Genomic DNA, 21,140 nt, shown 5'->3' on the forward strand with positions numbered 1-21,140 from the left:
TTTTTTTACCCGCTGTTATTGCGCGGCAAGAAACTCGTCAAAACTTTGTTTATCTTCAGATTCCAGCTGTCGCTGCCGCAGCCATGAGCGTTCAGACTCGGCGATAAACTGGCTTTCGGTCAGGATTTCCAACGGCTCTTTTCGCAAGGTTTCACGATATTGGGCCGCCAGCGCCAAACCGACGCCTCCACTCCCTTCTTCAAGCATCATTTTCAACAATCGGCCTGAGAACGTGCTTTCTGGATCGTCAAACTGGGCGACTAGGTTATCACAGACCTGCTGATAACAAGGTTCATCATGCTCTTTATCCAGCAATTCCGCTACCCGACGTAAATCGGCAAACAGCTCGCGCCCGACTTCAGCCAACGGCTGCTGCCGCGAATCACAGCCCATCCCGATGGTTTGTCCGGGCTTACGCCCTTCAAGAATAACGCGATTCCAATTTTTACGAGTACATTGCAGCTCTTCACTGCTCATATCCGGCGCATCGGCCAGTGCGCACCAAATCAGAAATAGGTCGAGGAAGCGCACCTGCTCTTCACTGACACCCGTGGCGGAAAAGGGGTTAATGTCGAGCGATCTGACCTCGATGTACTCGACGCCACCACGCAGCAAAGCATCTGAGGGCTTCTCTCCCGAGCGCGTGACACGTTTAGGGCGGATTGGCGCATACAATTCGTTTTCTATCTGCAGAACGTTGGTATTGAGCTGAAGGTAGCGACCATCTCGTTTCACGCCCAGTCGAGCATAATCTTCTGAAGGGGTGGCAATAGCCTGTTTAAGCGCTGCGACATACGTATCCAGATCGTTGAAGGTAATGCCCAGATTGCTCTGCGACTTGTTGGTATACCCCAGATCGCTGAGACGCAGCGAAGTGGCATAAGGCAGATAGCAAAGGCCATTTTCCGTACGCTTAAAAGGAATGGAGGATTTTTTCCCCTGCAGGAACGAAGAGCAGACAGCTGGGGAGGCGCCAAAAAGGTAAGGGATGACCCAGCCAAAGCGATAATAATTGCGAATCAGCTGAAAATAGCCGGATGAGATCGCGGACTTACCGCTGATTTCATCGACCACGCCCGCTTTTTGCTGCCAAAAAGATAGCGGCAAAGAGAAATTGTAATGCACGCCGGAAATGGTTTGCATCAGAGCGCCATAACGATTTTTCAGCCCTTCGCGGTACAGCGTCTTCATCCGTCCAATATTGGATGAGCCGTATTGGGCCAGTTCAATATCATCTTCCGCGGCGACGAAGCACGGCATGCTGAGCGGCCACATTCTTTCTTCACCCAGATGCTGAGCGACATATCGGTGAATGTCGCGCAGGAACGTCAGCAGATGATGAATATCTTTATCAACCGGAGTAATAAACTCTAACAAAGACTCGGCAAAATCTGTGGTGATCCACGAGTGCGTCAATGCGGCCCCTAACGTTTCCGGATGTCCGGTCTGCGCCAGATGTCCATTGGCCATAACACGCAATGTTTCGCGTTCTATTCCTCGCTGAATTCCCTTGATGGCCTGAGGATGTTGTTCCAGCCAGGACAGAGATTCTGATACGTCCGGGATCAAAGCGACCTCCCGTTAGTTAATATGTAATAGTTGTTAGCATAACTGATGTCGGATGCCGTCCATCCGACGCGATTAAAACTGGCTAGGACCACCATGCAACCCCTTGTAACGTCATCCAGCACAGCACAAGATAACGTAGCGTTTTCCCAATAAAAATACAGAGCGAAGCTCGCCCCCACGGTAAACGTAGCCAGCCCGCCAAGACGCAGAGCATATCTCCAATGATAGGCACCCAGCTAAATAATAGCGCAGCAACACCATAACGCTCTAACCAGCGCTGAGCCATAGCTCGCCCTCCCCCGCCGTGGCGTTCGGGTATGAGTCGGCCGACGATCATATTGGTTAAACCGCCAAGCGTGTTACCGGCCGTTGCGATAGCGACCAGAAGCCATGGGCTGGACGTTTTTGCGACCAACAGCGACACCAGCACAACCTCCGAGCTGCCGGGTAATAACGTGGCGCTGAGAAAGCTGCTTCCGAAAAGCGAGATGAAAGACCAGACTTCATTCACAACGTTCTGACATCGACAACGTCCATATTTGCCCGCCTCGCGGCTTCAATACCGAAGTCGGCATCTTCAAAAACGACACAGTCTTGAGGGGCTACCTGGATCAGTTCGGCGCAACGCAGGAAGGTATCGGGGAACGGCTTATGATTTTCCACGTCGTCGGCGCCCACAATCACATCAAAATAGTGTCTGACCCCAAGATGGCTTAGTAGCTGTTCCGCCATCGCATGTCGACTTCCTGTTCCAACCGCCATTGGCCGCCGGCCGTGATAATGCTTCGCCACGTCCATCAGCGGCAACGGTCTGACGGCATCCAGCAACATTTCCATCACTAGCGAAGTTTTTTCTTCTGCGAGTTGGTGAGGATCGAGTTCGAGCTGATGTCTGGCAATGATAAATTCGGCGATACGCCAGGTTGGCGCGCCATTGAGTGACACAAGAGGCGCTGGATCATACTCCACTCCCCGCCGCGCAAGCACCTGTCTCCAGGCCAGACGGTGAGTGTGCTCGGTATCCAGAATAGTGCCATCCATATCGAATATGAGGCCCAGATAGCGATCGTACATCTTGCCTCCATGGCACTTTAAAAAAAGGATATCTACTTTAGCGCAAAGTCAAAAACTTGTCGCTTATTCAATAACCATATAAAAAACAGGCCATTATGGTGATTGTAAGAAACCGGAGGAAGAGAACTAATGGGAAGCGTGATACAGCGCTGGAGAAAATGAAGAACTCAGGCAGAGAAACAAGAAGATAAAGGGGAAAATAAATCTAAGAAAGAAGATGGNGCATCCGGGAGGATTCGAACCTCCGACCGCTCGGTTCGTAGCCGAGTACTCTATCCAGCTGAGCTACGGATGCATATCAGAATGGTGCGCTAAGAATTTTGAAAACAGAGGATGAAACAGTAGNGATGGTGCATCCGGGAGGATTCGAACCTCCGACCGCTCGGTTCGTAGCCGAGTACTCTATCCAGCTGAGCTACGGATGCATAAGAACTAACTGCAAACTTCTCTTTTCTCTGATGAACTACAAGGAGCCATCAGGACAACAAACTGTNTGATGGTGCATCCGGGAGGATTCGAACCTCCGACCGCTCGGTTCGTAGCCGAGTACTCTATCCAGCTGAGCTACGGATGCATTATCAATTAATGGCGGTGAGGGAGGGATTCGAACCCTCGATGCAGCTTTTGACCGCATACTCCCTTAGCAGGGGAGCGCCTTCAGCCTCTCGGCCACCTCACCTAACATCACCAGTGATACTCAACTCATCTTTCGTTTCGTGCTCACCGGTACTGCGTGGCGCACATATTACTTTCCACGACTTATAAGTCAAACAATTTTTCCCTCACCCTGTTTGTTTGCACACTTCGCGGTCAATACGTACAGATTGGCAACACAACGTGTATTTTATCAACAGAAAAACAATTGCTTATCATGCTCGCTAGCATGAAGAAACAAATGCGGAACTTAGATGGGAAAAACGGGAAAAACGGGAAATACGACTAAAACGAGCGATAGAAGCAATGGCGCCTCGTTTTGCGAGACGCATTGTCAATTAATACGATGTTGGCTGAGACTTCTCTGCCTGAATTCGCTGATAAATCTCTTCGCGGTGAACGGAGACCTCTTTGGGCGCGTTGACACCAATGCGTACCTGATTGCCCTTTACTCCCAGTACAGTAACCGTAACCTCATCGCCGATCATGAGGGTTTCGCCAACTCGACGAGTTAAAATAAGCATTCTTTGCTCCTTGAAAAGATTATAAAGAGTCAGGCCCCTTCATTTTCTCACCATTATCCGTCATGGGCCAAGAAAACGTAAACCCAGATGATGATTGTTCATCATCCCACTCATAGTTGTTACTAATGTTCAGTCTAGTCGATATAAGACAGCTTGCGATTTTTGTTATCACAGCCAGATGGAAGGTCTCACAGGCCCCGGTTTTCAAAGGGCCGGTAAACTCCATCTGGCTTGCGTTCGTCCGTTTCCGCAAGCCCAAGGCGCCAAAACTGTTAAAGGTTACGACGTATGTCTAGATAACATTGATAAATTAGTTATAGCTTATCANCCACCCAGGCTTCAACGCTCTCCAGAGCCGCTGGCAGGGCGTTAACGTCACTGCCTCCGGCCTGGGCCATATCAGGCCGACCACCGCCCTTACCGCCAACCTGACTGGCGACAAAGCCGATGAGCTCCCCAGCTTTCACCTTGCTGGTCAACGTTTTCGTCACTCCGGAGATAAGGCTGACCTTACCTTCGGCTGTCGTAGCCAGAACGATAATCGCTGACCCCAACTGGTTTTTCAGGTCATCGACCATCGTACGCAGCATCTTGGGCTCAACGTTATCCAACTGGACAACCAGCAGTTTCACGCCTTTCACCTCTTTCGCTTTGCCTGCCAAAGAGGAACTTTCTTGTGCTGCCTGCTGCGCTTTCAACTGCTGTAATTCTTTTTCCAGCGTACGCGTGCGATCGATGACAGAACGTACTTTTTCCGCCAGATTATTGCTATCGCCTTTAACCAGTGCGGTCACTTCCTGCAATACATCGCTCTGACGATGCAGTGCGTTGATGGCATTCTCGCCCGTCACGGCTTCGATACGGCGAATACCCGCAGCAGNGCCTGATTCCGACACAATTTGGAACAGGCCGATGTCGCCCGTGCGGCTGGCATGGATGCCGCCGCACAACTCTATCGAGAAGTCACCCATTGTCAGCACACGAACATGGTCATCGTACTTTTCGCCAAAGAGCGCCATAGCGCCTTTTGACTTCGCCTCTGAAATCGCCATCACTTCGGTTTCGATCGGCAAATTGCGACGAACCTGAGCATTGACAATATCTTCAACCTGGCGAATCTGCTCCGGTTTCATGGCTTCCGTATGCGAGAAGTCGAAACGCAGATGACGGTCATTAACCAATGAACCTTTCTGAGCGACATGCTCACCCAGCACCTGACGAAGTGCCGCATGCAGCAGATGCGTCGCAGAGTGGTTCAGACGAATACGATCGCGACGCGCCTGGTCAACAACGGCATTCACAGTACCATTAATTCTCAGCGTACCATGGCTGAGTTTACCGATATGACCAATAGCCTGACCATATTTCTGGGTATCTTCCACCACGAAACGCGCATCGGTCGTTTTCAGTTCACCCCGGTCCCCCACCTGACCACCGGACTCACCGTAGAACGGCGTGTTGTCCAAAATGACCACGGCATCTTCACCGGCATGAATTTCATCGACCAATTGACCTTCACGGTAAAGCGCAATAATGCTGGCATTGCCTGCTGTGTTTTCGTAGCCGCAGAAGTCAGTGGCCGTATCGACGCGGATCTGGCTGTTATAATCCACGCCAAAGCCGCTCGCTTCACGAGCTCGCTGGCGCTGCGCGTCCATCGCCCGCTCAAAGCCTTCTTCATCGACCTTGATATTGCGCTCACGGCACACATCCGCGGTCAAATCCAGCGGGAAGCCGTAAGTGTCGTACAAACGGAAAGCCGCTTCGCCATCCAACGTATCGCCCTGCAGGCCATTAATCTCTTCGTCCAGCAGTGCCAACCCACGTTCCAGCGTCCGAGCAAACTGCTCTTCTTCATTCTTCAACGCCTGTTCGACCAGCGCTTGCTGACGTTTCAAGTCTTCTGCGGCCGGCCCCATAACGCTAATCAGCGGCGCCACTAACTTATAGAAGAAGGTATCTTTGGCGCCCAGCATATTGCCGTGACGTACGGCGCGTCGAATGATACGGCGCAACACATAACCGCGGTTTTCATTGGACGGCATGACGCCATCTGCGATCAGGAAAGCACAAGAACGAATATGATCGGCAATGACACGTAGCGATTTATTATCAAGATCGTCTGTACCAATGACTTTCGCCACGTCAGCGATCAGTGTTTTGAACAGATCGATTTCGTAGTTGGAGTTCACATGCTGCAGTACCGCTGAAATACGTTCCAGCCCCATGCCGGTATCCACCGAAGGCTTGGGCAGAGGCAGCATGGTGCCGTCGGCCTGACGGTTAAACTGCATGAACACCAGGTTCCAAATCTCGATATAGCGGTCGCCGTCTTCTTCCGGAGAGCCTGGAGGTCCGCCCCAGATGTGGTCGCCGTGGTCGTAAAAGATTTCGGAACATGGGCCGCATGGCCCCGTATCGCCCATCTGCCAGAAGTTATCTGACGCATAGGGCGCGCCTTTGTTGTCGCCAATACGAATGATGCGCTCGCGCGGAACGCCAATTTCGTCAGCCCAGATATTGAAGGCTTCGTCATCCGTCGCGTAGACGGTCACCCATAGCTTTTCTTTAGGCAGATTGAACCACTGCTCGCCGGTCAGTAATTCCCAGGCGTTGCGGATAGCTTCATGCTTGAAGTAGTCGCCGAAGCTAAAGTTACCCAGCATTTCAAAGAAAGTGTGATGACGTGCGGTATAACCTACGTTTTCGAGATCGTTATGTTTCCCACCGGCACGCACGCAACGCTGAGACGTAGTCGCGCGCGAATAGCTACGCTTATCCAGACCAAGAAATACGTCCTTAAACTGGTTCATCCCCGCATTCGTAAATAACAGTGTTGGATCGTTATTAGGTACTAGGGAGCTACTGGGGACAATCTGGTGTCCCTTACTGTGGAAAAAATCGAGAAACGCTTGACGGATCTCAGCGGTGCTCTTGCTCATAATTGTCCTGAAATCAAGCTAAAAGAATGGTCGCGGGTTCGATCCGTGCAACATACCGACATGATCGAACCCATCACGAACTAAAAAGTGGGAATAAGATAAATTTTCTCAGGAGGGAAGTAAAATCCCGCATGCATTCAATCTGAAAAATTCGTATATAGAGATTGGATTTCATCATGCGAAAAACCGCGATACAAGAGGTAACGCTGAACTTTCGCTTTTTCTTTCCATTCTAAGGGGAGAGGATGACCAAACTTACGCTCAGCAACCTGCTGAGCCAATTGATACCAGTCGACGTCACTGCGACGTAATGCCTGGATTTGCGTGGATTTGTCCACGCCTTTTTGACTCAACTCGCTGCGAATTCTCTGAGCGCCATACCCCTTCCTGCTCCGGCTAGAAATGTAACGTTGAGCGAATCGTTGGTCGTCGAGCCAACCATACTCGGCGCAATAGGCAACGGCCTGTTCAATTTCCTGAGTAACGGCAATGGAATCATCGCCATTTTCTTCTGACGGGGAATACAAGAACGCCGCAATTTTGCGGCGTAACTCGGTTTCACTGTGGTCGCGGACCGCCAACACATTCATGGCATAACGCAATATTTTAGACATGCGTGACCTTGATAGTTGTATGGCTGCTGCTAGCTAACATAATGAACTGATTAAAAATCTTCTTTGGACTCACCTGCTGTTTCTTCATCAAGACCCGCTTCGCTGCTGGCAGCCGCTACGGCCGACTCATTGCCTTTATTGAGCAACATGTCACGTAGCTTTTTATCCAGCTCGTTCGCGATCGCAGTGTTTTCACGGATGAAGTTACATGCATTGGCCTTACCTTGACCAATCTTCTCACCGTTGTAGCTGTACCAGGCACCCGCCTTTTCAATCAGCTTGTGCTTAACGCCAAGGTCGACCAGTTCGCCAAAGGTGTTGATACCTTCACCGTACATAATCTGGAATTCTGCCTGTTTGAACGGCGCGGCAACTTTGTTTTTCACCACTTTCACACGGGTTTCACTACCCACAACTTCGTCGCCATCTTTAATAGCGCCAATACGGCGGATATCCAATCGTACTGAAGCGTAAAATTTCAGCGCGTTACCGCCAGTCGTCGTTTCTGGGTTACCAAACATCACACCAATCTTCATACGGATCTGGTTGATGAAAATCAGCAGCGTACTGGACTGTTTCAGGTTGCCTGCCAGCTTACGCATCGCCTGGCTCATCATTCGCGCGGCAAGCCCCATGTGAGAGTCGCCGATTTCACCTTCGATTTCCGCTTTCGGCGTTAATGCCGCTACGGAGTCAACGATAATGACATCGACCGCGCCGGAGCGCGCCAGCGCGTCACAGATTTCCAGCGCCTGCTCGCCCGTATCCGGCTGGGAACACAGCAGATTGTCGATATCAACGCCCAGTTTCTTCGCGTAGATAGGGTCCAGCGCATGTTCCGCATCAATGAAGGCACAGGTTTTGCCTTTACGCTGAGCGGCGGCAATCACCTGCAGCGTTAGCGTGGTTTTACCTGAGGATTCCGGCCCGTAGATTTCAACGATACGGCCCATAGGCAAACCGCCGACGCCCAGCGCGATATCCAGGGACAGGGAACCTGTAGAGATAGTTTCAACATCCATTGAGCGATCTTCGCCCAAACGCATGATAGAACCTTTACCGAATTGCTTTTCGATTTGACCCAGTGCTGCTGCTAGTGCCTTTTGTTTGTTCTCATCAATAGCCATTTCTACTCCTGTCTCGCAGCACGAGGCTGCATCTGCGCTGTTGCTTGTTCATGATTCACCGAACGGGTGACGGACATTATACTGTACACTCATACAGCATCAAGGTTAATTTTGCAGAAAAGTATTCAGCAGCGTTTCCAACGCAAACTGGACCGCTTGTTGGCGGACACTGTTACGATCGCCGTCGAACTGCATTCTGCGGACGAACCCCTTGTCTTGTCTTGCGGCGAAGCCAAACCATACGGTGCCGACCGGTTTTTCGGGGGTACCGCCATCCGGTCCGGCGACACCGCTGATAGAAATGGCATAATCCGCATCGGCTTTATCCAGTGCGCCTGAGGCCATTTCTTCAACCACTTCGCCGCTGACCGCTCCATACTCCGCCAGTGTTTCCGACTTGACGCCGACCAGTACCTCTTTGGCCCGATTGCTGTAGGTCACAAAACCGTAGTCAAACCACGCGGAACTGCCCGAGACATCAGTAATCACCTTCGCCAGCCCGCCCCCTGTGCAGGACTCTGCGCAGGTCACGTGCGCGCCGCGGGATTTCAATCGTTCGCCAACCTGCTCACTCAACTGAAAAATAGCATGTTCTGTCATCTATCGACTCACTATAGTAATGAAGCTGTTACCCCTCAGGGTAGCATTTCTCGCCTCAAAAAACGTGGCAAGTCCCGAAGTGCAAACCGATAAGCAGCAAGGATGAGAAACGCATAAAGACCAGCAATAACATTCAGATCGTCGTCTCCTTTTCATCAACGCGATGAGGCACGCCGATAGAACGATCCTGCGAACGCACATTCTGCGATACACTTGGGAATACCATTCTCGATAGCGACCTATGGCGCCAAATAAAGGAGGGACGAACGTGTCATCAACGTTCTTGAACAATATGGGCGTGAAAGGTCCTAACGCCACCCGTTTTGGCAAATCGATCGTCATAGACCGACCTGCTGACATGTTATTCGACTTGTGGCGTAAGCCAGAGACGCTGCCGGTTCTGATGAATCACTTTGCTCGAATAGACATTCTCAACGCCACGGATTCTCTCTGGCGGGTCAAAGCGCCGCTCGGTCCAAGCATCGAATGGACAGCTCGTATCGTTGAGGAACAGCCTGGCAGTTTCATCCACTGGTGTTCCCTCGCAGGCGCCCGTGTTCCCAATGAGGGCAAATTGGTCTTTCAGCCAGCCCCTCAGGGAAAAGGCACCGAAGTCACGCTGACGATCTATTTCGATGCGCCCGGCGGATTTCTGGGGCGACAAATCGGCCAGATGTTCGCGTTGCTTTCTAAAGAAATGCTGAACAATACCCTTCAACGCTTCAAAAAACTGGCAGAGCAGAAACCAGCGCCGTCAGCAGCCTCATCATAATCAACAGACAAAAAAAACCCGCTCGGAAGCGGGTAAATAACTACTCTCAGACAGGGATGAATAACACAACATCAACAAGGGATGGCTCTAATCTATCAACCTGAATGTATAGAACTGTCATAGGTCGGTAAGGTTGATGGCGAGGATGTAAGGTGAATTTGGCATGTTACAAACTTTCTGATTTCACCCTTCCTTTACTCATGATGACCCGGTTTTACAGGGGATGATCTTCAAACTGCCCCTCATCAATCGCCATGCACTATGTGGTGAATAACAACTGGTGAATAGCGAGTGGCGAATAACGATGCGCGCATTAATATCGATAAGTTATTTAAAGCCAACTAACAATAATCATTCTCACTATAAGTTTTTATTCTTTAGGTCTACAGCTATCCTCATTAGAACGGTTTAACTATTACATACTAAGGAATAGAACATGACGAAAGTTGCATTGGTAACCGGTGCGGGTCAAGGCATCGGGGAATCTATCGCCCTTCGCTTGGTTAAAGACGGATTTGCCGTAGCTATTGTGGATTACAACGGTGACAGCGCTAAAGCGGTAGCGCAGCGTATTAATGAAGCGGGTGGTAAAGCGATTGCGGTCACAGCCGACGTCTCCAACCGGGACCAGGTCTTTGCCGCCGTTGAAACAGCCAAGCAACAGCTGGGCGGCTTTGATGTGATCGTCAACAACGCAGGTATCGCGCCGAGCACGCCGATTGAAGAAATCACGCCGGAAATCGTCGATAAGGTTTACAACATCAACCTGAAAGGGGTGATTTGGGGTATTCAAGCCGCCGTCAAAGCGTTCAAAGAACTGGGACACGGCGGTAAAATCATCAACGCCTGTTCCCAAGCGGGTCATATTGGCAACCCGGAACTGGCTGTCTACAGCTCCAGCAAATTTGCCGTTCGTGGTTTGACGCAAACCGCAGCACGCGACCTGGCTCCGCTGGGTATTACCGTTAACGGTTTCTGCCCCGGTATCGTGAAAACGCCGATGTGGGATGAAATCGACCGCCAAATCTCCGAAGCCGCGGGCAAACCCAAAGGCTATGGCACCGAACAATTCGCCAAACGCATTACGCTGGGCCGTCTGTCCGAACCGGAAGACGTGGCCGCCTGCGTCTCTTACCTGGCCAGCCCTGATTCCAACTATATGACCGGTCAGTCGCTGCTCATCGACGGCGGTATGGTATTTAGTTAATTCGACGCGTTAACCCGTGATGGCAGCCTCAACGGCGCTGCCAGCCCCCCAGCGTTCTCCCGTCCTACAATTAAGTTAGACGAGAGAACGCTACTCTTCGGCTCCTCCCACCCCACTCATTTTCGATATTCCCTCGCAGGAACTTCCCCGGACCAAGCCCAAAATGGTTAGCCAGAGAACAATTATTGGGGTTGATAAGCGCTATTGGTTATTGCATGCCGGGTAAAAGTCACTGAATTTATTATGAGTTTTTATTTAATACGCCAGACGCTACCCTGTTCCCAATTGATTAATAACATTTATTGAAGGGATAACAGATGACAAATAAAGTCGCGCTGGTTACAGGAGCGGGTCAGGGAATTGGTGAAGCCATCGCGCTTCGCCTTGTCAAAGATGGATTCGCGGTCGCTATCGTTGATTATAACGGTGAAAGCGCCAAGCAGGTCGCTGAGAAAATCACCGCCGCCGGCGGTAAAGCCATCGCGATCACGGCGGATGTCTCCGACCGCGATCAAATCTTCGCCGCAGTCAAAACGACCGAACAGCAGCTGGGCGGTTTCGACGTGATCGTGAATAACGCCGGTATTGCGCCGCGTGGCCCGATTGAAGACATGACGACCGAGATCATCGACCGCGTTGTGGATATCAACATCAAAGGCGTCATCTGGGGAACTCAGGCCGCGGTAGAAGCGTTTAAAAAACTGGGGCACGGCGGCAAAATCGTCAACGCCTGTTCACAAGCAGGCCAGGTCGGCAACCCCGATATGTCCATCTACAGCGCCAGTAAGTTTGCCGTTCGCGGACTGACGCAAACAACCGCTCGCGACCTTGCGCCGCTGGGCATTAATGTAAACGCCTTTTGCCCTGGCATCGTCGTTACTCCGCTCTGGCAAGAATTCGACCGCAAGTTCTCTGCCGCGGCAGGTCAACCGGAAGGTTATGGTACGGAGCAGTTCACCAAGCAGATAGCACTGGGTCGTCCTTCCACGCCGGAAGACGTCGCGGCATGCGTGTCCTACCTTTGTGGGCCGGACTCTGACTACATGACGGGTCAGTCATTGCTGATCGACGGTGGTATGGTATTTAAATAAGCCATCATCTTAGCCATAACGTCGTGTATTTCCCGCCAGGATGACATTGTCTGTGGCGGGAAACCTCTCCGCCGACGCCCTCTTTCCCCCTCTTTTTTTCCGATTTCGCAAAACGATTCTGCCGCTATANCCCACCTATCAATTCAATAGAAATAACAGCCTCAAGCATAAGGTTAAAACAGGTAAAGTAATTCGGTCACGGCAAGTAACTATTTGGTGCTTACCGAGATGATCGACCTATAGGTGGCAACCCGGTCAGGCCTGAACAGAGGGAAACAACGACACGCCCAAGGAAAGACAGAGCATCAGGCGGCTATAGACCGCGGTTTGCCGGAAATCAGCACAACGGACTCGACGGCAATACACTCCTTATTGTTGAACATCGCAAGGAAGAAGAGGCAAATTATGAGCAATATACCCGCAACGCATCGTGGCGCCGGCTGGAAAAGAACGCTGGTCGCCGTATCTTCACTTATCGTGTTTCAGTCGGCATTCGCCGATACCTTGACCCGCGACAATGGCGCCCCGGTGGGCGATAACCAGAACTCGCAAACCGCCGGTCCCAATGGCCCGGTTCTTCTTCAGGACGTCCAACTGCTACAGAAGCTGCAGCGTTTTGACCGCGAACGCATTCCGGAACGTGTGGTTCACGCTCGGGGAACCGGCGCGCATGGTCAGTTTACCGCCACGGACGACATCTCCAATCTCACGGTCGCGGAGGTATTCAAAAAAGGAACGCACACCCCCGTCTTCGTTCGTTTTTCCAGCGTCGTGCATGGCAACCACTCCCCGGAAACGTTGCGTGATCCGCGCGGTTTCGCCACCAAATTCTATACCACACAGGGTAACTGGGATTTAGTCGGCAACAACTTCCCCACCTTCTTCATTCGAGACGCCATCAAGTTTCCCGATATGGTGCATGCGTTCAAGCCGGACCCGCGCACCAACCAGGATAACGATGCACGTCGCTTCGACTTCTTCTCCCACCTGCCGGAATCCACCCGTACGCTGACGTTGCTCTACTCCAACGAAGGNACGCCGGCGACTTACCGGAATATGGATGGTAACGGCGTTCACGCCTACAAACTGATTAACGCGAAAGGTGAAGTTCACTACGTGAAGTTCCACTGGAAAACGTTGCAGGGCGTGAAGAATCTGGACCCCAAACAGGTTGAAGAAGTACAGGGCAAAGATTACAGCCACATGACCAATGATTTGGTCACCGCGATCCAGCGCGGCGACTATCCGAAGTGGGATCTTTATGTTCAGGTGCTGAAGCCGGAAGATTTGCAGAAGTTCGACTTCAATCCGTTGGATGCCACCAAAATCTGGCCTGACGTCCCTGAACGCAAAATCGGACAGATGGTTCTGAACAAAAACCCGGATAACTTCTTCCAGGAAACCGAGCAGGTCGCGATGGCGCCTGCGAATCTGGTTCCCGGTATCGAAGCGTCTGAAGACAAACTGCTGCAAGGCCGACTGTTCGCGTATGCCGATACCCAGTTGTACCGGGTAGGCACGACGGGGCTGAGCCTGCCGATCAATGCGCCGCTTAAAGCCGTCAATAACGGCAATCAGGATGGTACGTTGAACCACGGGCACACCCAGGATGAGGGGGTGAACTATCAGCCCAGCCGACTACATCCGCGTGAAGAGCTGGTTTCCGCCCGTTATAGCCAAACTACGCTGACTGGGACAACACAGCAAAGCAAGATCCAGAAGGAGCAGAACTTTAAGCAAACGGGCGAGCTGTACCGCTCTTATAGCGAAAAGGATCGCACCGATCTGGTTAACAGCCTGGGTTCAGCCTTGGGAACGGCAGACGTTGAAAGCAGAAACATCATGCTGTCCTACTTCTATAAAGCCGATCAGGAATATGGCTCACGACTGACGACGATCGCCAAAGGCGATTTGGCGAAGGTGAAGAGTCTGGCCGCTAAACTGAGCGACTAATGATGCCCGGCCGCCCGTCGGGATCTCTGCGGGCGGCCACTCATTTCAGGGAATACCATCATGAAACGTCTATTATCGCTCGTTACGGGCCTGCTGATGCTAATCGGTCTTGCGCAAGCTCAACCGCCGGAAGATGCCGGGAACGTACCATCGCAGTTAAATCATTATCTGTGGGATGCCGCCCGAAATGGCGAGTTGCCTGTCATCACCGAGTTCATCCGCTCGGGTTACAATCTGAACGTGCAGGATGAAAAAGGGTATACCCCCGTGATTCTTGCGGCCTATCNCGGCCACGATGATGCCGTCGCACTCATGCTAAAACACGGGGCCGATCCTTGTTTGAAGGACAAACGAGGTAATACCGCGCTGATGGGCGCCGTATTCAAAGGAGAACTGCGCATCGCCAAACGGCTACTCGCTGCTGAATGCAACCCGGACGAACGTAACAACGCCGGACAGACGGCGGCAATGTATGCCGCATTGTTCAAACGTACCGAGCTTCTCCACGATTTGCAGCGAAAAGGGGCAGATATGAGTACAAAAGATGCCATGGGCAACAGCGTTACCACGCTCGAACGCGGCGACGTGAAAGGGCAGTAAACTTTCCTCTTCCCGGCGGCCTGACTATCGGCCGCTGCTTCCCATCAAAGTCATAACAGCTGTCGCATCATCGCGTTAACCCCTTCCTCTTCATGACGAAACCAGTTTCATCACCTTCTGCAAACAGGCTAGCGACTTTCGTCTCAGAGGCTTTGACGTCGTCAAAGCGAGTGCGCTACCGTCAATGCTTTCCACCCAGGTATTGACAGGATGACGTCAACCTCTCCGATTGCGCCTATCCATGAATACGCATTATGGAGCTATCGCCATGACGCTTGAGCCCGGCATAGCCGCACTCGTTCAGGACTTCATCAACGCAGGCCGCCCATCAGCAAGACACCAATCTATTGATGGACGCCGGGCGGGATACATCGCCGCGGCCAGCCTGTCCGGCGATAGTGAAACACGCGTTAGTGTGGAGGCGCGGGCATTGCAGGGGGTGTCTCTGCGGATCTACTCGCCGCTCCAGGCACCGTCCAATGCCCCCGCCATCGTCTATTATCATGGCGGCTGTTTCGTCAGCGGCGGCTTTGCCACTCACGACAACACANTGCGCCAGCTGGCGTATCACAGCCGATGTCGCATCATTGCCGTCCAGTATCGGCTTGCGCCGGAGCATCGTTATCCTNCCGCCCACGACGACGCTTTTCAAACATTCTGTGCTATTCAGGAGCAGGCGACGACGTTACAAATCGATGCCGCCAATCTGGTTTTGATGGGAGACAGCGCTGGCGGCCATTTGGCTTTCATCACGGCATTGCGGTTACGAGATCGCGGGGGCCAGCAGCCTCGCGGGCAGGTGCTGATTTACCCCATGTTGGATGCCACCGCTCGCTGTGACACGTACCACACCCATGGCGACGACTTCATTATCACTCGCGATACGCTGCTCACCGGCTATGAAGCTTACTTCGCTTCGTCTGAGTACCATCATCCTGAAGCCAGCCCCTTGTGGCGGCACGACCTGAACGATCTTCCCCAAACGCTGATTATCACAGCGGAGTATGACCCCCTGCGTGATGAGGGAGAACAGCTGTATCGCACGCTGGTGGAGACGGGCGTGAGCGTACGATGCAAACGCTATCTGGGCGTCATTCATGGATTTTTCCAACTCGGGGGAATTAGCCAGGCGGCACGAGACGTCATGCAGGATATCGCTTCCAACGTCGGGCGGATGGTGAATACAGAAGAAGACTAGCGAGGCAACGAACCGCACGTGAGAAACCTCGTTGTCGGCTGGTCAGCGATTTTATGCCGGGAAAGTGTCTCAACACGTGTCATCGCAGGCACATTGAATGTGAGCCAGGGCTGAATATTAAAGCTAAGTAGCCACGCGGATGCTTCAACCGGGGTCTGGGGTCTGGCACGATAGGGGGTAAAAGAAAAGATCGCTGTACTCGGCCACACGGCCTATGCGATATCTACTTATTGAAATGACAGAAAGGACAGTTCAGATTTTAAGAGGGTAAAGACGCCCGGCCCGGCCGCTCGTAGCAGTAGCGTCTCTCGTCGATTCGTCATTTGTTGGCATCATCAGCATAACGCCAACCCTGCTAATGCGACTCCGAGGGAGTTATTGAGGTGATACTAGCAAGACAACTATCCAGAATGGGGCATTCATCAGCCGATGGATCGGCATGAGCCACTCAGAAACAGAAATAAGCTAAGGCACCTACAGCAATCCAAAACAGCAGGCAGCCAAAAAATGAAGCAGTCCAGGCTTTACGCTTCAAATCGGAGTCTTGGTTGTCGCCCATAGTAATTATCTCAATCATCCTATTGCTTACTTTATGTTGATATGATTCGGGTGGGTCATGATACATGAATATCGGCATCCGTAATCGGTACTTTAATATTCAATTCCACCCTTATATCGCGCTTTAAATAATCATGTACCAGCCAAACGGAAGGTAAACCGGGGTACTAAAAAACGCTACTTAGCGTTATTTAATTGATATTCAAGGAATGTTAATCATAGTCCATCGGGAAGGAATTGCCTGTGTCGGCAGAGTCGACGGTAAGAAAAACGCCATGTTATGCCACTTTGACGGAAAGACTGACGTTCAGAGAACATTTATGTATAAGATGACAGTAAGATTATCCGATTCAGATCGCCAGATTGCCCCTTTTTGACGTACATTCGTTACCGCATACGGCACCCCATCGACGCTTAAACCGAGGATATAGTGAAAAGAGTTATCGCCATGCTCATCATCAGCAGCCTTCTGTCCGGCTGCGGCAGCATCATCAGTCGCAACATCAAGGGACAGGGACACGGTCATCAATACTATCCCGGCGTGCAGTGGGACGTGCGTGATACCTGGCTGAAATACATCACGTTTATCGATTTNCCCTTCTCTATCATCGTCGACACTATCTTGCTGCCCGTCGATATGCGACATGGTCCCTACGAGTAGCGGCGCCACGTTTTAAGCGCTTCACGCTTCCTTCGTTTTTACAGAGTTTCTGCTGGTGGCGCGCTCCTGAACTGTCGCCAACCACTCCCGATAGCTGGCGGGCCATTTCACCGTCGGCGTTCCCGCCTTCCCCATACCGAAAGCATGTCCGCCATGACTATAACGATGCATTTCGACCGGAACATGGTGTCGCTGACAGGCTGCCGCCATGATCAACGTGTTATGTGGATCGGAAATGGTGTCATCTTTCGCCTGCGCCATAAACACCGGCGGCGTGGCCGAAGTCACGAAATGTTGTACCGACCACGCGGCCTCTGCCGTAGGATCAGCGTGAGGCCCCACCAGAATTTTATGGGTCGAGGTGTGCGTATAGGGCTTTTCCAGAGTGATGACTGGATAGATGAGCGCGGCATGTTCAGCATAGGCGGGAACGTCATCAAGACTGTCCACTGCCGGATAAGATTTAAAATCGGTGCGTGTTATCGCCATTCCCAGCAGATGCCCTCCTGCGGAAAATCCCAAAACGCCGACGTGTTGCTGACGATGGCGTATCATCCGCAGCGCCCTCTGCGCATCTTGTAATGCGACCAGACTGCCCGCGCCCCAGCCTTCCCCCGGCAAGCGGTAGCTGAGAACATAGGCCGAGTACCCGAGCGCCGCCAACCACTGCGCGGCAGGCCACGCCTCATCGCCCATTTCGATATGTTTATAGCCCCCGCCGCCAGCGACCAAAATACCCCAGCCATTCGGATTCGTTGGCGTAAACACCTCCAGAGCGGGATGGGAGATATTTTTCAGCGCACCGCCTGGGGAAAGCACTTCGTCCCCTGACGGCCCACCGCCGCCCGGCGGAATGTCACGCCACAGCGGAAGATGACTCCTCAGCGGTTCGTTGGTCGCCCAACTGCCACGGATAGGCGTTGTCAGCAGCGCCGCTGCCGAACCGGCCAGAAAATGTCGACGATTTATCTTCATACCAGCATTTCTCCCAGAAAGTCGGCGCCCTCATCCACGGAGCCTCAATACACAGCATAGGGCAGCTTCGGCAGTTCCCCCAACGGGGTCTCTGTAACGCCTGCGGATAGTGTTACGCCATGTTTTAAAACCCTCGGCAGCGCCGACTCCGATCTTTTTCGGCGAAATATCACGGCTCACTCACAGCTTTCAGCTTGAGCTAACGCTGAAGGCGATCATCAATAACTTATGGCTGCTGGAGAATCGTCAATACAGGAACGGCTGCCCTCTCTCGTGGTTGAGACAGGCACAGCCGTGATTTAGGAAAGCAACAGCAGACTAATCAGTTACGCCACATCAGCTTGGAATGGTTTGCGCGACAGGCTCACGAGACCATACGCGGTGTTCCCGCATAGCGTGAATAAATTTCTCCGTGACCTTTTTGGCCTCTTCGTCTATCAGCACGCCTTCATCCGGTTCAGGCAGCGGCAGCGCCTGATACAGGCTCAGCGCATCCCCTTGCAGCCCTATCGCTTTAAGATGCTTAAACGCTTGCAGCAGATAGTACTTGGCGTTGCCATCGGATTTCAGCGTCTCAATGCTCTGCTTACCAGTCGGTACAATCACCGCATCGACCAGAACGGAAGGGTTACCCTCAATCGTGCCCGACACCTCCAGCTCCTGCCCTTGCAGCGTTTTGATCTTGCCAAGGTGGGGGGCAAAGATTTTGGTATGAATCCCCAGTTTATGCAGCGCTTTTTCGATTTTCTCGACTGATGCGCCGCATACGCCGTCCGCGGCCAGGATCGCGACCTGTCGGGATTTCAACGTCTGCTTTTTATCCGCCGCATACAGGCTGAGCGTTGCATCCGTCGTGATACCGTTGATAGCGCCAGGCAAAGGATGTTGGCGCTGTTCAGCGGTGAGTTTCATCCCCAGATTCTCCGCCACTTTCTCTGCCAAATCGTGATCGATATATGTTAACTGATCGACGACGCGCTCACGGATCCACGGACGCGCCACCTTCCCTAACTCAAAGCTATAGGCACCTACGATATGTTTTTTTTCCGCGTCGGTCTGACTTAGCCAGAACAAGCGAGGCTGAGAATAGTAGTCAGCAAAAGACTCGCTGCGTTGACGAATTTTTTCACCGTCCGGCGCCTGTGGATAGGNCGAAAATCCACCGTTAGCCTGTGCAGGGGCGGTCTCCCGAGGCCAGTTATTATTGATGGAATTGGGTTCGTAATTCGCCGCTCCGCTGATTTCCATCCGGTGCATACCATCTCGCTGATGATTATGGAACGGGCAAACCGGTTTGTTGATGGGCAGCTCGTGGAAATTCGGTCCGCCCAGTCGACTAATCTGCGTATCCAGATATGAGAACAACCGCCCTTGAAGCAGCGGATCGTCGGAAAAGTCGATCCCTGGGACGATATTGCCCGGACAGAACGCCACCTGTTCTGTTTCGCTGAAGTAGTTGTCCGGATTGCGATTAAGCGTCATCTTACCGACCAGTTGCACCGGCACGAGAGATTCCGGGATCAGCTTCGTCGGGTCGAGGATATCGAAATCGAACTTGTGCTCATCCTCCTCGGGGATAATTTGCAGTCCCAGCTCGTATTCGGGATAATCGCCGGCTTCGATTNCCTCCCACAACTCCTTACGATGGAAATCGGGGTCTCTCCCCGTCAGTAACTGAGCTTCATCCCAAATCAACGACGCCGCGCCGTAAACCGGCTTCCAGTGGAAGCGCACGAAGTGACACTTTCCTTCGGCGTTGATGAGCTTGAAGGTGTGGATCCCAAAACCTTCCATCATGCGATAACTGCGCGGAATACCGCGATCCGACATCGCCCAGGTCACATTGTGCAACGTTTCCGGTTGCAGGGAGACGTAATCCCAGAAGGTGTCGTGCGCGCTCTGCCCCTGAGGAATCTCATTGTGAGGCTCCGGCTTCACCGCATGCACGAAGTCAGGGAACTTGATCGCATCCTGAATAAAGAAGATCGGCGTATTGTTCCCGACCAGATCGAAGTTGCCCTCCTGCGTGTAAAACTTGGTGGCCCATCCGCGGATGTCTCTCACCGTATCGGCTGACCCTCGCGATCCTTGCACGGTGGAGAAACGTACGAACACTGGCGTTTTTACTTTCGGGTCCTGCAAAAACTCCGCTTTGGTGTAGCGGGAGAGCGGCGCGTAAACCTGGAAATAGCCGTGCGCGGCCGCCCCACGTGCATGGACCACGCGTTCAGGAATACGCTCATGGTCGAAATGCATGATTTTCTCACGGAGGATAAAATCTTCCAGCAGCGTAGAACCACGCGCGCCTGCCTTAAGTGAGTTTTGGTTATCTGCAATTTTAACGCCCTGATCCGTACGCAGGGCTTCGTGCTCAGGATCGGTACGGTATTTGTCCAGCTGTTTCAACTTAGCGTTAGTGTTTTTAGGCGTTTTAGCACTGCCGGGAAACATCGGTTCCGCGCCTGGCGGAGTCGGACTGCTTGCCGGTTTTAGCGCGGCATCGTCGGGTGCGGTATCCGCCAGATGAGGCTTGACCGACTGAGATGCATCCAGTTTTACCCTCTTCGTCGGCTTTCGATCCTTTTCATCTTTCATGTTTCCTCCTGTTAATTGTTAGAAAACAAATACATAAGAAAGGCATAAAAATAACCACACTTTAAATATAGTTAATGGATTGTGATACGGGGCGATGCGGCGGCATAAAAGCGGGGATTAAAGCGGAGACATGGGAAAGAGACGCCACGCTGAATAGCAGGAATCGCTCAGCAACGCAGTGGTCATCTGGGGGGATTGGGATTGGCTCCGGGTTAGTGATCCATCGCGGGTCAACTGGCGCCCGAAAGTCAGACGATTTGAGTCGCCGGTGAATCCCCTCGTCTTGGTCGCTCAAAGCCGCCTGACGATCTGAAGCTTATTACGAGTCACTCATTAGATTTTTAATACTTCTATACCTTAATCCGCGGGATCCACAATGCCATTGCCCTCGACAGTCATCGCTGAAATGTATGGCTATTAATTTCA

Annotated in this window: 18 protein-coding genes and 4 tRNA genes; 7 read left to right on the plus strand and 15 right to left on the minus strand. The window is 52.2% G+C overall.

Annotated elements, in window-relative coordinates; translation table 11 throughout:
- Window positions 1–15 precede the first annotated feature (15 nt).
- The 12 genes from gshA to pncC form a co-directional block, all read right to left on the minus strand.
- Window positions 16–1,569 carry a glutamate--cysteine ligase gene (gene gshA, locus RZ35_RS10255; protein WP_026743222.1) on the minus strand — a complete coding sequence of 518 codons (1,554 nt, stop codon included), beginning with the start codon at window positions 1,567–1,569 and terminating at the stop codon, window positions 16–18.
- An 82-nt stretch (window positions 1,570–1,651) separates the two neighbouring features.
- Complete coding sequence (locus RZ35_RS10260; RefSeq protein WP_026743223.1) at window positions 1,652–2,080, minus strand: YqaA family protein; 429 nt, start codon at window positions 2,078–2,080, stop codon at window positions 1,652–1,654.
- Complete coding sequence (gene yqaB / locus RZ35_RS10265) at window positions 2,077–2,643, minus strand: fructose-1-phosphate/6-phosphogluconate phosphatase (protein ID WP_026743224.1); 567 nt, start codon at window positions 2,641–2,643, stop codon at window positions 2,077–2,079. Before yqaB ends, RZ35_RS10260 begins: the two co-directional genes overlap by 4 nt.
- Before the next feature lie 218 nt (window positions 2,644–2,861).
- Window positions 2,862–2,938 (minus strand) — tRNA-Arg (locus RZ35_RS10270).
- 53 nt (window positions 2,939–2,991) lie between these two features.
- Window positions 2,992–3,068 (minus strand) — tRNA-Arg (locus RZ35_RS10275).
- Between the two features lie 72 nt (window positions 3,069–3,140).
- Window positions 3,141–3,217, minus strand: a tRNA-Arg gene (locus RZ35_RS10280).
- Between the two features lie 12 nt (window positions 3,218–3,229).
- Window positions 3,230–3,322 (minus strand) — tRNA-Ser (locus tag RZ35_RS10285).
- Between the two features lie 313 nt (window positions 3,323–3,635).
- On the minus strand, window positions 3,636–3,821 hold the full coding sequence (gene csrA, locus RZ35_RS10290; protein WP_005972168.1) for a carbon storage regulator CsrA: 186 nt from the start codon (window positions 3,819–3,821) through the stop codon (window positions 3,636–3,638).
- 314 nt (window positions 3,822–4,135) lie between these two features.
- Window positions 4,136–6,763 (minus strand): alanine--tRNA ligase, encoded by a 2,628-nt coding sequence (gene alaS, locus RZ35_RS10295; protein WP_026743225.1) that lies wholly within the window; start codon window positions 6,761–6,763, stop codon window positions 4,136–4,138.
- Window positions 6,764–6,900: 137 nt separating this feature from the next.
- Complete coding sequence (locus tag RZ35_RS10300; RefSeq protein ID WP_026743226.1) at window positions 6,901–7,377, minus strand: regulatory protein RecX; 477 nt, start codon at window positions 7,375–7,377, stop codon at window positions 6,901–6,903.
- 50 nt (window positions 7,378–7,427) lie between these two features.
- Complete coding sequence (recA, locus tag RZ35_RS10305; RefSeq protein WP_026743227.1) at window positions 7,428–8,504, minus strand: recombinase RecA; 1,077 nt, start codon at window positions 8,502–8,504, stop codon at window positions 7,428–7,430.
- Between the two features lie 105 nt (window positions 8,505–8,609).
- The gene (gene pncC / locus RZ35_RS10310) at window positions 8,610–9,104 is read right to left on the minus strand and encodes a nicotinamide-nucleotide amidase (RefSeq protein WP_026743228.1); all 495 of its coding nucleotides are present in this window, start codon (window positions 9,102–9,104) and stop codon (window positions 8,610–8,612) included.
- Between the two features lie 268 nt (window positions 9,105–9,372).
- On the opposite strand from pncC, the gene RZ35_RS10315 reads away from it, so the two are divergent.
- From RZ35_RS10315 to RZ35_RS10340, 6 genes are all read left to right on the plus strand, one after another.
- Window positions 9,373–9,876 (plus strand): SRPBCC family protein, encoded by a 504-nt coding sequence (locus RZ35_RS10315; protein ID WP_394296482.1) that lies wholly within the window; start codon window positions 9,373–9,375, stop codon window positions 9,874–9,876.
- Window positions 9,877–10,312: 436 nt separating this feature from the next.
- A complete protein-coding gene (locus RZ35_RS10320; protein WP_026739747.1) occupies window positions 10,313–11,083 on the plus strand; it encodes a (S)-acetoin forming diacetyl reductase in 771 nt (256 codons plus the stop codon).
- 317 nt (window positions 11,084–11,400) lie between these two features.
- Window positions 11,401–12,174, plus strand: coding sequence for a (S)-acetoin forming diacetyl reductase (locus RZ35_RS10325; protein ID WP_026743230.1), 774 nt, complete (start codon window positions 11,401–11,403; stop codon window positions 12,172–12,174).
- 405 nt (window positions 12,175–12,579) lie between these two features.
- Window positions 12,580–14,127 (plus strand): catalase, encoded by a 1,548-nt coding sequence (locus tag RZ35_RS10330; protein ID WP_051625547.1) that lies wholly within the window; start codon window positions 12,580–12,582, stop codon window positions 14,125–14,127.
- A 96-nt stretch (window positions 14,128–14,223) separates the two neighbouring features.
- Window positions 14,224–14,727, plus strand: a complete 504-nt coding sequence (locus RZ35_RS10335) for an ankyrin repeat domain-containing protein (RefSeq protein ID WP_235195104.1) — start codon at window positions 14,224–14,226, stop codon at window positions 14,725–14,727.
- Window positions 14,728–14,995: 268 nt separating this feature from the next.
- Window positions 14,996–15,925 (plus strand): alpha/beta hydrolase, encoded by a 930-nt coding sequence (locus RZ35_RS10340; RefSeq protein WP_026743233.1) that lies wholly within the window; start codon window positions 14,996–14,998, stop codon window positions 15,923–15,925.
- A gap of 448 nt (window positions 15,926–16,373) precedes the next feature.
- Here the strand turns inward: RZ35_RS10340 and RZ35_RS18595 are convergent, their stop codons facing one another.
- Window positions 16,374–16,562 carry a YmiA family putative membrane protein gene (locus tag RZ35_RS18595; protein ID WP_081825718.1) on the minus strand — a complete coding sequence of 63 codons (189 nt, stop codon included), beginning with the start codon at window positions 16,560–16,562 and terminating at the stop codon, window positions 16,374–16,376.
- 369 nt (window positions 16,563–16,931) lie between these two features.
- On the opposite strand from RZ35_RS18595, the gene RZ35_RS10345 reads away from it, so the two are divergent.
- The gene (locus RZ35_RS10345) at window positions 16,932–17,144 is read left to right on the plus strand and encodes a YceK/YidQ family lipoprotein (RefSeq protein WP_036153168.1); all 213 of its coding nucleotides are present in this window, start codon (window positions 16,932–16,934) and stop codon (window positions 17,142–17,144) included.
- Window positions 17,145–17,165: 21 nt separating this feature from the next.
- On the opposite strand, the gene RZ35_RS10350 is transcribed toward RZ35_RS10345, so the two are convergent.
- Together RZ35_RS10350 and katE are read right to left on the minus strand one after the other, a co-directional pair.
- Window positions 17,166–18,113: an alpha/beta hydrolase gene (locus RZ35_RS10350; RefSeq protein ID WP_051625552.1), complete on the minus strand. Its 948-nt coding sequence runs from the start codon at window positions 18,111–18,113 to the stop codon at window positions 17,166–17,168.
- 342 nt (window positions 18,114–18,455) lie between these two features.
- Complete coding sequence (katE, locus tag RZ35_RS10355; protein WP_026743235.1) at window positions 18,456–20,714, minus strand: catalase HPII; 2,259 nt, start codon at window positions 20,712–20,714, stop codon at window positions 18,456–18,458.
- Window positions 20,715–21,140 lie beyond the last annotated feature (426 nt).

Origin of the sequence: Lonsdalea quercina subsp. quercina, from assembly GCF_000688655.1 — a bacterium.
Taxonomy (GTDB): Bacteria; Pseudomonadota; Gammaproteobacteria; order Enterobacterales; family Enterobacteriaceae; genus Lonsdalea; species Lonsdalea quercina.